Genomic DNA, 14156 nt, shown 5'->3' on the forward strand with positions numbered 1-14156 from the left:
GCTTCCCAAGGCTTTCCGACATGCTTAAGTTCCTATTGCCGAGACAACTCGTGGCCGATGCGCCCGTGGAGCCGGGCGCCAGCAGTTATGCCGGCGCATTGCGCGAAGCCTTCGGTGCGGCTTACCCATTGATTCGCACGGCCGCCTGGTGGTCGCTGCCGATCAGCCTGTTCGGGCTGCTGCCCTCGATCTTCCTGCTGCAGGTGTACGACCGCGTGATCTACCGCGGCGGCATGTCCACACTGTGGGCGCTGGTCTGCGGCATCCTGTGCTTTCTCTGCATCGAGTTCTGGCTGCGCCACAAGCGCTCGCGGCTGTTGCGCGATGCCGGTGCGGTGATCGACCACCACGTGTCCGGCGCGATGCTCGGCTCGATGCTGCACCGCCCGCTGCGCGCGCTCGAGCACCGTCCTGCCTCGGCCTGGTTCCAGTACTTCCGCGACGTGGGTGCGGTGCGCGGCACCGTCACCGGCGGCCTTGCGATGTCGGTGTTCGACCTGCCGATGGCGCTGTTCGCGCTGATCGTGATCGGCATCGTCGCCTTGCCGGTGTTGCCCGTGGTGCTGGCCTTCCTGGGCATCGTGTCCTTCCTCGCCTGGTGGTGGGCCGACGAGGTGCGTGCCGGCCGGGTCGAGGAAGTGCAGCGCGGGCGCAGCCTGGAGCGCATGACCTCCGAGATCTGCCAGGCCCGCGAGACGCTCAAGACGCAGGCCAACGATGCGCCCACCGTGCAGCTCTGGCGCGAGACCTACAACGCCTGGCTGGCCGAGAGCTTCCGCAAGAACGGAGAGATAGAGACCGCACGCGACGGCACCACGGTGCTGCTGACCATGTTCTCGGTCGTCGTGATCACGGTCGGTGCGATCTCGGTGATGTCGCAGCTGATGACCGTGGGCGGCCTGATCGCGGCCAACATGTTGGCCATCAAGGCGCTGCAGCCGGTGGCCGGCCTGGCCTCGAGCTGGCGCTCGCTGGCCGCGGCCTCGGAAGCGGCCAAGCGCCTCGAGACGGTGCTGTCCGAGCCGGTCGAGCGCGACCCGTCGGGCGTGGCGCTGCCGCAGCCGGCGGGGCGCATCGTGCTGAAGGACGTGTCCTTTGCGTTCACCGAAGGCGCGCGGCCAGTGCTCGAGCACCTCGACCTGGAGATGGGCCCGGGTGGCCTGCATGTGATCGTCGGCAAGAACGGCGCGGGCAAGTCGACACTGTTGAAGCTCGTCGCCGGCCTCTACGAGCCCACGCGCGGCAGCGTCAGCCTGGGCGAATACGACGTCTCGCAGTTCGCGCGCGCCGAGCTGGCGCAGTGGATCAGCTACCTGCCGCAGGAGGTCTACTGGTTCGGCGGCGAACTGATGGACACCCTGCGCCGCGCCGCGCCCGGCCAGAGCGACGAACAGATCCTCACGGCCTGCCGCGTGGCCGGCGTGCACGAATTCATCTCGCGCCAGCCCGCCGGCTACCGCACGGTGGTGGGCGAGGGCGGCACCGGCCTGTCGGTGGGCGAACGCCGCAAGCTCGCACTGGCGCTGAGCTTCCTGCGCAACCCTTCGGTGCTGATCCTCGACGAGCCCAGCAACGACCTCGACATCCAGAGCGAACTGGCCTTGCTGGCCACGCTGCAGGCCGTGGCCAAGTCGCGCACCGTGGTGGTCGTGACCCATTCGCTGCGCATGGTGTCGGCCGCCTCGCAGGTCTATCACGTGAGCGGCAACGGCGGCGTCGAGCAGGGCACGGCCGCCGACATGGTGCCCAAGCTGTTCGGCGTGCGAAAGCTCGTGGCCGTGGCGCCCGTCCCCAAACCGGCGGAAGCCGATTCGACAGGCCAGGCGGGCGCAGTGCCCGAAGCCGATGTCGCGGCCCAGGCCGCGGTCAACCTCGCGGCACTGGCCGCAGGAGCAGAGCGATGAGTGCAGACAACCCCAAGGCCGATTTGCCCAGCGTGCTGCGCGACCAGGCCTTCGTGGCCACGGCCGCCACGGCGCGCGGCGGCGCCGGCCGCCGCCAGTGGCTCATCGGCGGCGCGATCGCGCTGCTGGCCGTGGTGGCCCTGTGCTTTCCGATGGAGACGGTGGTGGTCTCGCCGGGGCGCGTGATCCCGTCGGACCGCGTCAAGTCGATCCAGCATCTGGAGGGCGGCATCGTCAGTGCGGTCTACGTGAAGGAGGGCGAGACGGTGCGCCAGGGCCAGTCGCTGGTCGAGATCGACCTCGGCGGCAGCGGGCTCAACCTGGAAGAACTCACGGCACGCCATGCCTCGACCCTGGGCGCGCGCGTGCGCCTGATCGCCGAGAGCCGCGGGCTGCCGCTCACGCGCAAGTCCTTCGACGGCGGCATCGACGAGGCGGTGTTCCTCGGCGAGATGGGCGCCTTCGACGCGCGTTCGATGGAGCAGCGCGGCGTGATGGCCGGTGCCGTGTCCGCGATGGAGCAGGCCCGCAGCCGGCAGATGGAACAGCACGCCAAGATCGTCGGCCTGCAGGAGCGCCTGGCGCTGATGCAGAAGGAACAGGAGATCTCCGAGCAGCTGCTCGCCGAGAAACTGATCGGCCAGGTCGAGGTGCTGGAGAAGCGCCGCCAGACCGAGACCGTGCGCGCCGAACTGGCGGTCGCGCGCCAGATGCTGGTGTCGGCCACGGCGGCCATCACCGAGGCCCAGGCCAAGATGGCCGAGGCCGAAGGCCGCTACCGGCGCCGCGCTTCGGACGAACTGGCCACGGTCGAGCGGCAGTTCGCCAGCCTGACCGAAGACCTGGCCCGTGCCAGGACGCAGCGCTCGCGCACCACCGTCAAGGCGCCGTCCGACGGCATCGTCAAGGGCCTGCGCAACCCCGGCCCCGGCTGGGTCGTCAAACCCGGCGAGGCGATCATGGAAGTGGTCCCCGACCAGGACCTGATCATGATCGAGGCCAAGCTCAGTCCCAACGACCGCGGCTTCGTCGAAGCCGGCCAGACCGCGCGCGTCAAGATCACGGCCTACGACTTCCTGCGCTACGGCTCGGTCAACGGCCGCGTGATGCTGGTGGCCGCCGATGCCGACCGCGATCCGGCGAACACCACCGCGTCCCCGTACTACCGCTTGCTGGTGAGCACCGAGAAAAGTCACGTGGGGCGACCCGAGAACCGCATCACGGCGGGCATGGAGGCCGAGGTCGACCTGATCGTCGGCAGCGATCCCTTCATCTGGTACATGCTGCGCCCGGTGCTCAAGCTCAAGCGCGAAGCGTTCCGCGAACCATGAAGACCGTGCCTTCTCCCCTTGCTTCGATGCCTTGCGGCGTGCGCGCGGTTGTCGCCGTTTCCGTGGCCCTGTGCGGCGGCCTGCAGCCCTTGTCGACGGCTGCCGCCGAGCGCGCCGCCGACGCCGCCTCGCCACCGATGCCGCTGGTCGCCGCACGCCGACTCGCATCGTCCGAGCTGCGGGCGACGGGGCAGACGATCGGACAGGCCGCCCGCGTCAAGGCCGCGCTGGTGCAGCTGTCGCGCGAGCATCCGGATGTGCAGTCGGCGCAGGCCGCGGCCGACACCAGCAGCTTCGAGATCGATGCCGCCCGCAGCGCGCGCTATCCGCGGCTCAAGGTCGGCACCGCATCGGGCACCTACGACAGCGGCGTGCAGGGCTCGGGCTCGAGCGCCTACCAGTTGGTCACGGCCGACCTGCGCATGAGCCTGCTCGACGGCGGCGCCATGAGCGCGCGCGTGCGTGCGGCCGAAGCCGGCAGCGAAGCCGGTGCCGAAGCCGTCAAGTCGATTTCGCAGAAGGTGGTGCTGGATGCGCTGACCGCCTACCTGCAGGTGCAGCGCTTCGACCTGAAGAAGCAGATCGCACGCAAGTCCACGGAAGTGCTGGACGAACTCGCGCGTGCCGAGCGCCGACGCATCGAATTGGGGGCCGCCGGCGAGAACGACCTGCGCACGGCCACGTCGCGCCGTGCCGGCATCGCCGCGCGCGAAATGGACTTCGAGGCGCAACGCGGCGAGGCCCTGGCCAAGTTCGCCACCTACTTCCGCTTCACGCCCGAAACTGCCTCCCTGCCGGTGATCGCCGTGCCATTGCAGTGGCAGGCCCACTCGGAGGCCGAGGCGTTGCAGCAAGCCGAGGACCGCAGCTCGGAACTGGCCGAGGCGCGGGGCCGCGTGCAGCGCGCGCAGGCCCAGGTCGAGCAATACGAGGCCAGCGTCTGGCCCACGGTCGACGCCGTGCTGGTGAAGAGCAAGGACCCGCGCGGCGTCTCGCCGTCGGAGCCCACGCGGGCCGCGCTCGAACTGAACTGGAACTTCGGCAACGGCTTCGATCGCCAGGTGCGCGTGAAGGCCGCCATCGCCGAAGTCGGCAACCAGGAAGCCAAGCTCGAGAGTGCGCGGCAGAACCTGATCGAACTCACGAGCGCGTCGTGGGCCCGCACCGCGGCCGGCCGCGAACGCGAGCAGCAACTGCGTGCCGCGGTCACCGATTCGGGCATGGCCTTCCAGGGCCGCCGCCGCCTGCTGGCTTTCGGACGCGAGACCTTGCCCAACGTGCTCGATGCACAGGTCGAGTACTACACGCTGCTGCTGGACTACGTCGATGCGGTGTTCGACCTGCGCGTGACCGAACTGCGCCTGCAGCGCACCGCGGGTCGCCTGTGGGTGGCGCCCGACAGCGACAACCTCTGGATCGACAGCCTGGTTGCGGGCGCTGCACGCCCGGTGCTGACCGAGGAGAGCCTGCTGGCCGGCCCGGCCTGCATTGCCGGTGCAAGCGCTCGTTGCGCTGGAAAACCGGGAGCGGGTGCGGCGGCATCCGTCGCAGCGGTTGCCGCACCGGTGGCCGGCATGACGTTGCGCCGTACCGCGCGGCTCGGCAGCCTCTGAACTGGCCGCCGCGGCGGCTGGCCGGTGGGCGAAAGTCTTGCGCCGCTCCGGCGCGCAGACCCGCTCAATGCTCTTCGGGAATCTCCGGCTCGCCGTCCATGATCTGGTACTTGCGCATCTTTTCCCAGAGCACCTTGCGGCTGATGCCCAGCTGTTGGGCCGAGTCCTGCCGCTTCCATTCGTTGGCTTCGAGCGCGGCGATGATCCGGTTGCGCTCGCCGCTGTTCCAGCCCTTGCGATCGACCGCGTTGGGCGCGGCGGTCACCGGCGCGCCGTCGGGCGTGATGCGCATCAGCGCCACCGCGCGCTCGATCAGCACCCGGTCCCAGAGGCCGAATTGCCGCACGATCACGCCCACGCGCTCGGCCAGGTTGCGCAGTTGCCGCACGTTGCCCGGGAAGTAGGTGTTGGAGACCGCATCGGTCAGCCAGTAGGGCAGGCTCTCCAGCAGCGCTTCGCCCTCGAGCACCTCCGACAGGATGGCCTTGAAGATCGCGATCTTGTCGACCACGCCGCGCTCTTCGAGGTTGGGAATGTGCAGCTCGATCACCGCCAGGCGATAGAACAGGTCGGCACGGAAGTCGCCGCTCGCGACCATCTCGCGCAGGTCGCGGTTGGTGGCGGCCACCAGCCGGAAATCGAGCCGCACCGGCGTGGTCGAGCCCAGCCGCGTGACCGCGTTGTCCTCGAGCACGCGCAACAGCTTGACCTGCTGGTAGCGCGGCAGGTCGCCGATCTCGTCGAGGAACAGCGTGCCGCCCGAAGCCTGTTCGAAGAAGCCGCGGTGCGCATGCACGGCGCCCGTGAACGAGCCCTTGGCATGGCCGAAGAACAGCGACTCGAACAGCCCGTCGGGAATCGCGCCGCAGTTCACCGGCACGAAGGCGCCGGTGCTGTAGGTCGGGTGACCCAGGTGCAGCAGTTCGGCGATGCGCTCCTTGCCCACACCCGTCTCGCCGCGCACCAGCACGTTGTGCTTGCAGTCGGCAAAGGCCTTCACTTCGCTCAGCAGCGAGCGCATGGAGTCCGAATGCGCGATCAGCGTGTTGGTCTTTTCGGGCTGCACCGCACGCGCGCGCAGCTGGCGCACCAGCTTCGCCACCAGCGTACGCAGTTCGGCGCCCGTGAAGTCGTAGGGCAGCACGTAGAGGTAGTCGGGCGGGTAACTGCGCGCGTCGCGCTCACGCGAGGCCGCGGCCACCCAGATCACCGGCATGCCCTGCAGCAGTTCGGTGGTCACGGGCATGCCGCCACCGTCGATCACCGACACGCTGATCACCGCCAGCGCCGCGCGCGAAGTCGAACGGTCCTGCGGCATCGGAATGCCGTCGGCACGCACCACACCGACGTCGAAGCTGGCCATGCAGCGCTCGATGCGCTCGACGATGTCGGCCTTGCCTTCCCAGACGTAGAGGTCTAGTTCGTCGAAGTTGAGGGTGGGGGTCATCGATTCGGGTTCGGTCGCACGGTTGTCGTCATGTTCGAAGGGGCGTCAGTACACCAGCATCGGTTGCGCCTTGCAGTCCAGTGACTGCAGGTGGACGTCTACTTGTCCGAGACTCAGGCCGAGGGTGTCGCGAAGCAGCGGCGTCAGCACCTCTTTTCCGAGTCCATCGAGTAGGGGCTGGATCAACTGCAAGACGAAGCCTGCGAGCGCAGTGAGTACATTGGGGACCGCATAGCCATTCGAGGTGACACTGCCTTTCAGGCTGTTGGAGATCTCGTCGCGGCATCCGTCGTCTGTTCCCTGTCCGCCAAATAGACCACCTCCGGTGCACTGGTTCCCCGCCAGGAGGTCGAAGACGCCTTTCAATACGTTGCCGAGGGTGTTGAGCAGACTGCCGACGAGGTCTCCGACGCTTCTAAGAACGCCCACTATGTCAAGGCTCACGAGATTCCCGAGGATCCCCAGTGTGTTACCGGTGAGATCTCCGACAAAGCCAGTCAGCCCGTTGGATGCCGCCTCGATCTTGTCCGTGACCTCCTCGAATCGTTGCTGACGACATGCGCGCGAGGTGCAATCAGGTTTGCCCCAGAGGCCCTTGGCCATCTCGTCACGCTGCGCTGTCGTTGGAGGTGTCGTCGGCACCAGCGACTGGCCGAGCAGCGCCGCCAGAAGACCATCTGTCAGGTTCTTGATCGTGGTCCCTAGCAGCAGGTCGTTGCCTAGCGTGCCGGTCTCGGAGGCTGCCAGCGTGACATTGCCATTGAGAGGCAGGGCATCGGTGTTCATCTTCGCATTCAACTTGACGAGGTCTCCCAGCAGCGGAAGACTGACGCGAAGCAGTTGGTCGGCTTGCAGGCTGTCGGTGCAGGAGGCTACTGTGGAGAAGATTTCGTTCTCCTTCGCAGGATCGGCGCCGGGCTTGCCGATGCAGACCTTGAGGATGGAGGCCTTCACCTCGATGCGCGCGCGATCCACACCGGCGGGTGTACGCAGGTCCGCAGTGCACATCTTCGTGATGGTGCCCTGTCCATTGATGGCGTCGATCATGATGGGCAGGTTCAGACGCACGAGATTGCCGATCAGCGGCATAGATCCCGTGTCGAGCTTGATGTAGGTGCGAAGCTGTCCGGTGTACGCCGTGGCTCCTATGCCACCGATCCCGATAGAAGGAGGTTCGATCAGTGCCACGCGGGCCGTGATCGCGGTGCCCAGCAGAGAGCCCAGCAGCGGGGGCACTTGAAGTTCAAGAGCATGCTTGCTGGTGGCCACACCGATGGCTGCAGCGATCAGATCGAATGCGTTGACATCGACCTTGAGCGCCGAGGCGCCATCGCCTTCGGCGGCAAGGATCCGGGCGAACAGGCCTGTGGGTGGATCCGTCAGTGAGCCGAGTTGCACTATCAGATCCGACTCTTGGATGGATGGGGTCCCCACCCTGAGTTTGCCCAACAGGCCGTTCAAAAGATTAACCTGTGCGTTGATTGGTGTGGTTTGGCCCACGGCCGTGACTGTGGCGTCCAGAATTTGACCCAACGTGAACTTATAGCCCGCCAGCAGGGTGTTGAGTTCGCCGACACCGATGTCGGCGGCGACGCCGACACCCAGGGCCTTCAGCAAACCACCTGGCGTCAGCTTGAGTTGCGCCAGCCCGTCGTAGCCGACCAAGGAGGTATTCGAGAGGTCGAGGCCAATGGCTTTCAGTGTCCGACCTAAGGGGGCACTACCGTCGACGGCGAGGAGTTTGGTGCCTACGGAGAACGCGGCCCTGGGCGCGCCAAGCGCGGCGATGGCACTGGCCTGGATGAAGCGGTTCCCGCCGAAAGACGGGATCAGCTTCAGCGGGGGTTCGGCATTGATGCGTACACGCAGTGCATTCATCCCGACATCGGTGACCGCGAAATGCTGTTCCCCGGGAAGTCCGGGTTCCCAGTGCCCGCAATCGATTTCGGTCAAGGTGACCCCTGGCAGATTGATCGCGGCATTCGCCCTGGCATCGCCCTTGGCCGTTCCACAGGGATCGGTCAATGTGAAGGGACCGAGCCGGCGCGCTCCAGCGATTGCGGCCAAGTCTGCGGTCTTCTGGAACTCACGCTTCATGAAGAACAGATAGCCCAGTTCGGTGCCAATGAGGACGATCACGATCAGGCTGAGCGCGATCGCGGTGTTGACCACGATGGAGCCGCGCTGCTTCCTGCGCACCGTATTGCGCCAGACTTGCTTCGAGAAAGTGGATGGGTCAGGCTTCATCTTCGATTCACTTTTTTCTCTAGGAGCTGACGACCGCAGTCGCCTTGCTCGTCAGGTTGCCAGGCATCCATCGGCTGATATCCATGAAGGGTATGGATGGCAGCAATCGATTCTTGTCGTACGGATAGCCCACGGTCACGGTCACGACTGTCCCAGAGGGGGTCACGCTGACGTCGACCGTTTCGACGATCCATTTGCGTCGTGCCGCAGCATCGGTGTTCTGTGCGACCGGGACGATCAACGAGTTCGCCAGCGCGTCATGCACGACGCTTTTGATCTCATCGATCGCAAGGAGGCGATCGGCAGCTACCGCCCCCATCACCTTTGGCCTGAAGGTTGCCGCCCTCGCCCCGTCTTCTGCGGCACGGGCCACGGCCTGTCGAAAGTACAGCACCGCGCCGAAGGTCGCGATTCCGTAGAGCGCCAGAAATAGCAGCGTGAAAACCAACGCGAATTCGATCGCCGCCACGCCGCTTTGCCGGCGCGGCGTTCGGTGTCGGCGACTGCGCGAATCGGGTGAGACGTCCATCAGAGGCCTCGGCTGTCTAACAGCATGCTCGCCTGGCCGACCATTGTGTCGGGCATGGCGAAATTCAGCAGCGGAAGCAGTTTGTTCATTCCCCGGGCTGTGATGGTGACCTCGATCTGGCAACGTTGAGGCCATTCAATGCCGCAGCGCAATCCAGTGCAATTCTTGCTTTCCACTTCGCAAATTCTTGTCACCACGTCATTGCTGCCAAGGGCCACGGGCAGCCACCCACTGGTTTGTTGCCGTGTCACCGCTTCGGCTTTCGCCTCACGCGCCTGCAGGGTGACCTGATGGCGAAGTGCGGCGCGGGCACCGTCTTCGGCCGCGTTCTGCAAGCCGAATCTCAGCGTGAAGAAAATGCCATAGCAGAGTGCTGCATAGACCAACGAGAAAAAGATAAGGAATACGAAAGCGAATTCGATCGCATACACGCCGTCCTCCCGGCGCGCGCCGCGCAGCAGGTGGCGAGCAATGGGGAGACGTGTCATCGCGTGCGGTCGCAGGTTTTGCACGGCGTTGGCTATCGGCTATCGCTGCCCGACTTCTGCACCGTGGCGCTGAACTTCTCCGGGATCGGGAACTTGAAGCTGTCGAGGTAGCGCTGGTAGCTGAGAGTTGCAACGTCGCCTGCGAGAGGGCGCGGTGTCGTCGACGCGACCTTGCCTTCGCGCTGCATGGCCAGCAGGTTGCGCGTTGCGTCGCCGACCTGCATTCGCACGGACAGCACAGGCTCTGGTTCTACGGCTGCGGCCTGGGCGTCGGGCGCGACCTCTTGCTGGGCGGCCGCCGACAAGGGCATGGCGATCGAAAGGGCAGCCAGGAGCGCGACAGAGCATGGAGCGCAGGTACGCAAAGAGAAGGGATGGGTCATGGTTGCGATCCGGTCGGTGGCGATGAGGGAAGGGGCTCGGTGGCCTCGGCGGTGCTGGCTGCCGCAAGGGCTGTGGGATCGGCTTGTGGGCGGACCAGCACATGCACGCGTCGCGGCCAGGGGGATGTCTTGAGCGCGAGCGCCGGACGAGCGTCCACCGACGGCACCGGTGTCGTGGCGGGTCCCGGCGCAGCGGCCACGGACGCGACCAGCGCAGGTTGAGCGTTCAGCGCGACCGGCGTGGCAGCAGCTGCCGCCAGCGGCAGCGCGAGCGCCGCTTCACGGATTGCGACACGTGTGGCCTCGGGCATCTTGCTCGCGTCCATCAGCGCCTCGGCTTGTGCGGGCTGGCCACTGGCCTGCAGATACAGCGCCGCATTGACCTGTACTTGCAGGTTGTCGGAAGCGAGTTGGAGTGCCTGCATCAGCGGTACGCGGGCTTGGGCGACGCGCCCGGCGCGCATCTGCGCGTAACCCAGATCGCTCAGCAGCACGCCGTCGGTCGGCGTGCGGCGCTGCGCCTGCTCGAGCAGGCGCACGGCTTCGGAATAGGCCCCCTCGCTGCCTGCGAGCAGACCGAGCCCGCGGTAGCCCGCAGCTTCGAGCGGCGTGCCCATGAGCTTGCCGTAGAGCTTTCGGCTTTCGTCGGCCTGGTCGGTCTGGCGCAAAGCATCGGCGCGCATCCGCATCGAGTCGGGCGATGCGCCCCAGCGTTGCTCGAGTGCATCGATGTGCGCGAGCGACGCGAACCAGAGGCCGTCGCGCTGCATGCGGTCGACCAGCTTGAGGTAGGTGGCCGCGTTGTCGGTCACCGCTGCACTCGCATCGGCTGTGGCAGTGGCTTCGGCACGTTGCTGTTGCTCGGCCGCGGCCGGGTAGTTGCTCTTGGTGCCGGCGCAACCGCCAAGGGCGAGCAACAGCAGCGCAGTGGCCCAGGTCGGGTGTCGTGCGAGTGATTTCATTTGGTCATGGCTCCCAGCGAACGAATGACGGCCAGGAAGCCTGGTCCTGCGGTGACGATGATCAACGCTGGCAACAACGTCGTCACCATGACGCCGGTCATCTTCACGGTGATCTTCCCGATGCGCTCCTTCAACTCCATGCGCCGGTGCTCGCGCAGTCGGTCACTGAATTTCTGCAACGGCTCCTGCACGGCGCCGCCGTGGCGGTCGACCTGCACCAGCAGCGCGACGAGCCCAGCCAGGTTGTCGTTGTCGTAGAGCGTAGCGAGCCGCTGCAGCGAGTGCTCACGCGTGCGGCCTTGGCTGTACTGGCGGTTGGCGATCTGCAGTTCGCCAGCGAGGATGCGCAACACATGGCCGAAGTCGGCCGCCATGATCTGCAGGCTCTGGTCCAGGCTCAGGCCCACGCCCTGCAGCAGTCGCAGCAGGTCGACGAACAGCGGCAGTTCTTGCGCGACGCGCTCGCGCCGCCCCGCCGCGTAGTAGCCAAGTACCCATTTGGGCAGCAGAAAGCCGATGACGAAGGCGAAGGCCATTGCCAGTCCGCGGTACTGCGATAGGAGGCCCGTGCTCTTCAGGAACAACAGGGCCACCAGCGGAAGCAGCAGCGCCAGTGCGATGCGCACCATAAGGAACACGAGCTGTGCGCGTATGGACGGAAAGCCGCATTGCTCGATGAGCCGCCGGTCTTCATCGGCCACCAGCATGCGGCCGAGCTTGGTGTGCAGCCAGTGGACCGGCAGATCTTGGTCAGCCCGGACGGAGCTCAGGGCTTCGGCCTGATCGACTTCGGCCCGACTCGCCGCCGAGGTGGCGGGCTCGACGGCGCCCCGGCGGATCGCGCGGCCAATCGCCTGGCCGCTGCGCGCGCGGCGCACTTCGCGGACGACCAGCAGGCCGCCAGCGAGCGCCAGGCCCAGCGCCAGCAGCATGATGCTGAGCGTGGTCAGTTGTGCGGGAGTGAAATTCATGTGATCCGCGCCAGTCGGTAAAGCAGCAGTGCGCCGAAGGCCTGCAAAGCGACTGCGCCGAAGATCATCATCTGCCCGGTGGGGTCGTTCCACATCCGCACGAAGTACGCGCCGTTGAGCATCAGAATGATCGAGCCGACGCCAATCGGCAGCAGTCCCAGGATCCAGGCCGAGAGCCGAGTTTCTGATGACATGGCAACCAGCTCATGCTGCGCTTGCTCGCGGTCGCGCATGAAATTCGCCACACGTTCGAGCAGCACGTCGGCACGGCCGCCGTACCGAACACCCAAGCCGAGGATCGAGGCCAGCAGGTACATCTCCTCGATGTCCACCTGGCGCGCCATCTGGTGCAGGGCCTGGTCGAGTTCCATGCCGGCACGCATCAGGCCGGTGGCGCCTTCAAGGTAGCCGCGCAGCGGTGCCTTGGTGGTGTCCACAGCCAGCTGAAAGGCCGCCTGGGTCGAGTTGCCGACGGTGATCAGACGAACCATGGCGTCGATAAAGCCGGGCAACTGGCTGGCCAGTGTCTTGCGGAATTTCTGCAGGCGCAGCCAGAGGCCGAACGATGCGATCACCAGCAGCAACGCCATCGCACCCGCGGCGGCGATGCCGCCCGCGACCACAAAGATCACCGCGCAGACCACCAGAATGACGGCAACGCCCACGGCGAGCCCTTGAACCGTGGCAATGTTGTCCAGCCAGCCGGGCAGCACGATGGCGTCCAGTCCGGTCTTGCGCGCTGTCGGGGCGACGCCGGTCATCATCCAGGGGTCAGTCATCGCGCTGGCTGGTGCCGCGCCGCGGCGGACGTCGAACGCAGGCTCGTCGCCCGCGCCGCGCTTGTGCACCTGCTCGCCGACATGTCGGGTTGCTGCCTGTCGGGCCTGGCGCCGGCCGGCCCAGTGCCACAGCATCAGCGCCGCAGCGGCCAGCAGCAGGGCAAGGCTTGCGGGAATAAGAAAGGCTTCAGGCACGAGCATCTCCGGCCGCGCGCTGCATGCTCTGGCGGAAGCGCGTCACCTTGGGCGAATGCGGCGCGATGCCCAGCGAGATCCAACGGTCGCGCTCCTGCCCGTCGGGGCCCACGACCGGGTCATAGCGGTACAGCTCCTGCATCGCCACCACGCTGTCGTTGACACCGGTGATTTCCGAGATCGACAGGATGCGGCGCTGGCCGCCAGAGAGCCGGCCGATCTGCACGATGAAGTCGACCGCGTTGGCGATCTGCCGACGCAGGCTGGTCTCGCTGCCCTGGTAGCCCGCGAAGCCGGCCAGCATCTCGAGCCGGTAGAGGCATTCGCGCGGCGAGCTCGCGTGGATGGTGCCCATGGAGCCGTCGTGGCCGGTGTTCATGGCCTGCAGCATCTCGATGACTTCGGCGCCCCGCACTTCGCCCACGATGATTCGGTCGGGCCGCATGCGCAGGCTGTTGCGCAGCAGGTCGCGGATCGAGATCAGGCCCGCGCCGTCGAAGCCGCCCGGCCGGCTTTCCAGCCGCACCACGTGCGCGTGGCCGAGCGAGAGTTCGGCCGTGTCCTCGATGGTCACGACGCGTTCGGTCTCGGGCACGAAGGTGGCGAGCGCGTTCAGCAGCGAGGTCTTGCCCGAGCTGGTGCCGCCGCTCACCAGCACGTTGCAGCGTGCCTTCACCGCGATCTCCAGCAACTGCGCCATGCCGGCGTCGAAGGTACCCAACTGCACCAGGTCGGCCGGCGTGAGCGGGTCCTTGCGGAATTTCCGAATCGACACCGACATGCCGTCAATGGCCAGCGGCTCGATGACCGCGTTGATGCGGCCACCGTCGGGCAGGCGCGCATCGACCATCGGATTGGCCTCGTCGAGCCGGCGGCCGAGCGGCGCCAGGATGCGCCGCACGATGCGCAGCACGTGCTCTTCATCGGAGAAGCGGATCGTCTCGCGCACCAGCTTGCCGTGACGCGAGACATAGACCTGCTTGTGGCCGTTGATGAGGATGTCTTCCACGGCCGGGTCGTTGAGCAGGTCCTCGAGCGGACCGAAGCCCGCCAGTTCCTTGGTCAGCGCATCGGCGATGAGCTGCATCTCGCGGTCGTTGATCGGCACGCGCTGCAACCGCACGAAGCTGTCGAGTTCCAGCTCGACGAACTGCTGGATCGACGCCCGCGACCAACGGCCGAACTCGGCCCCCAGTTCCTCGATGCGGCTGAGCAGGTGGTCATGCGTCCAGCCCTTGATGTCCTGGAACTGCTGCGAGACCAGGAACGCTTCGTTGTCGTCGGCAAATTCGATATCGGTAGACATG

The 14156-nt window shown here is 66.5% G+C and carries 12 protein-coding genes; 3 read left to right on the forward strand and 9 right to left on the reverse strand.

Annotated features, from left to right (window positions below; translation table 11 throughout):
- Window positions 1-20: 20 nt before the first annotated feature.
- The 3 genes from ACSFBC_RS11505 to ACSFBC_RS11515 are packed head-to-tail and all read left to right on the forward strand — an operon-like array spanning window position 21 to window position 4848.
- Window positions 21-1904: a peptidase domain-containing ABC transporter gene (locus ACSFBC_RS11505; RefSeq protein WP_435510454.1), complete on the forward strand. Its 1884-nt coding sequence runs from the start codon at window positions 21-23 to the stop codon at window positions 1902-1904.
- Entirely contained in the window at window positions 1901-3235 is a 1335-nt protein-coding gene (locus ACSFBC_RS11510; RefSeq protein ID WP_435510455.1) for an HlyD family type I secretion periplasmic adaptor subunit, read from the forward strand. Before ACSFBC_RS11505 ends, ACSFBC_RS11510 begins: the two co-directional genes overlap by 4 nt.
- A gap of 5 nt (window positions 3236-3240) precedes the next feature.
- Window positions 3241-4848, forward strand: coding sequence for a TolC family protein (locus ACSFBC_RS11515; RefSeq protein ID WP_435510456.1), 1608 nt, complete (start codon window positions 3241-3243; stop codon window positions 4846-4848).
- A gap of 64 nt (window positions 4849-4912) precedes the next feature.
- Here ACSFBC_RS11515 and ACSFBC_RS11520 read toward each other — a convergent pair whose 3' ends face one another.
- Genes ACSFBC_RS11520 through ACSFBC_RS11560 form a run of 9 tightly spaced genes read right to left on the reverse strand, consistent with a single transcriptional unit; the run spans window position 4913 to window position 14155 of the window.
- Window positions 4913-6295 carry a sigma 54-interacting transcriptional regulator gene (locus tag ACSFBC_RS11520; RefSeq protein WP_435510457.1) on the reverse strand — a complete coding sequence of 461 codons (1383 nt, stop codon included), beginning with the start codon at window positions 6293-6295 and terminating at the stop codon, window positions 4913-4915.
- A gap of 45 nt (window positions 6296-6340) precedes the next feature.
- On the reverse strand, window positions 6341-8542 hold the full coding sequence (locus ACSFBC_RS11525; protein WP_435510458.1) for a TadG family pilus assembly protein: 2202 nt from the start codon (window positions 8540-8542) through the stop codon (window positions 6341-6343).
- A 19-nt stretch (window positions 8543-8561) separates the two neighbouring features.
- Window positions 8562-9071: a TadE/TadG family type IV pilus assembly protein gene (locus tag ACSFBC_RS11530; protein ID WP_435510459.1), complete on the reverse strand. Its 510-nt coding sequence runs from the start codon at window positions 9069-9071 to the stop codon at window positions 8562-8564.
- Window positions 9071-9559 (reverse strand): TadE/TadG family type IV pilus assembly protein, encoded by a 489-nt coding sequence (locus tag ACSFBC_RS11535; RefSeq protein WP_435510460.1) that lies wholly within the window; start codon window positions 9557-9559, stop codon window positions 9071-9073. The genes ACSFBC_RS11530 and ACSFBC_RS11535 overlap by 1 nt, the downstream gene beginning before the upstream one ends.
- Before the next feature lie 32 nt (window positions 9560-9591).
- Window positions 9592-9942 carry a DUF3613 domain-containing protein gene (locus ACSFBC_RS11540; protein WP_435510461.1) on the reverse strand — a complete coding sequence of 117 codons (351 nt, stop codon included), beginning with the start codon at window positions 9940-9942 and terminating at the stop codon, window positions 9592-9594.
- Window positions 9939-10904, reverse strand: a complete 966-nt coding sequence (locus ACSFBC_RS11545; RefSeq protein ID WP_435510462.1) for a tetratricopeptide repeat protein — start codon at window positions 10902-10904, stop codon at window positions 9939-9941. The genes ACSFBC_RS11540 and ACSFBC_RS11545 overlap by 4 nt, the downstream gene beginning before the upstream one ends.
- A complete protein-coding gene (locus ACSFBC_RS11550; RefSeq protein ID WP_435510463.1) occupies window positions 10901-11875 on the reverse strand; it encodes a type II secretion system F family protein in 975 nt (324 codons plus the stop codon). The genes ACSFBC_RS11545 and ACSFBC_RS11550 overlap by 4 nt, the downstream gene beginning before the upstream one ends.
- Window positions 11872-12855 carry a type II secretion system F family protein gene (locus ACSFBC_RS11555; protein ID WP_435510464.1) on the reverse strand — a complete coding sequence of 328 codons (984 nt, stop codon included), beginning with the start codon at window positions 12853-12855 and terminating at the stop codon, window positions 11872-11874. Before ACSFBC_RS11555 ends, ACSFBC_RS11550 begins: the two co-directional genes overlap by 4 nt.
- Window positions 12842-14155 carry a TadA family conjugal transfer-associated ATPase gene (locus ACSFBC_RS11560; RefSeq protein WP_435510465.1) on the reverse strand — a complete coding sequence of 438 codons (1314 nt, stop codon included), beginning with the start codon at window positions 14153-14155 and terminating at the stop codon, window positions 12842-12844. The genes ACSFBC_RS11555 and ACSFBC_RS11560 overlap by 14 nt, the downstream gene beginning before the upstream one ends.
- Window position 14156 lies beyond the last annotated feature (1 nt).

It is taken from the genome of Variovorax frigidus (genome assembly GCF_051216515.1).
Classification (GTDB): domain Bacteria; phylum Pseudomonadota; class Gammaproteobacteria; order Burkholderiales; family Burkholderiaceae_C; genus Variovorax.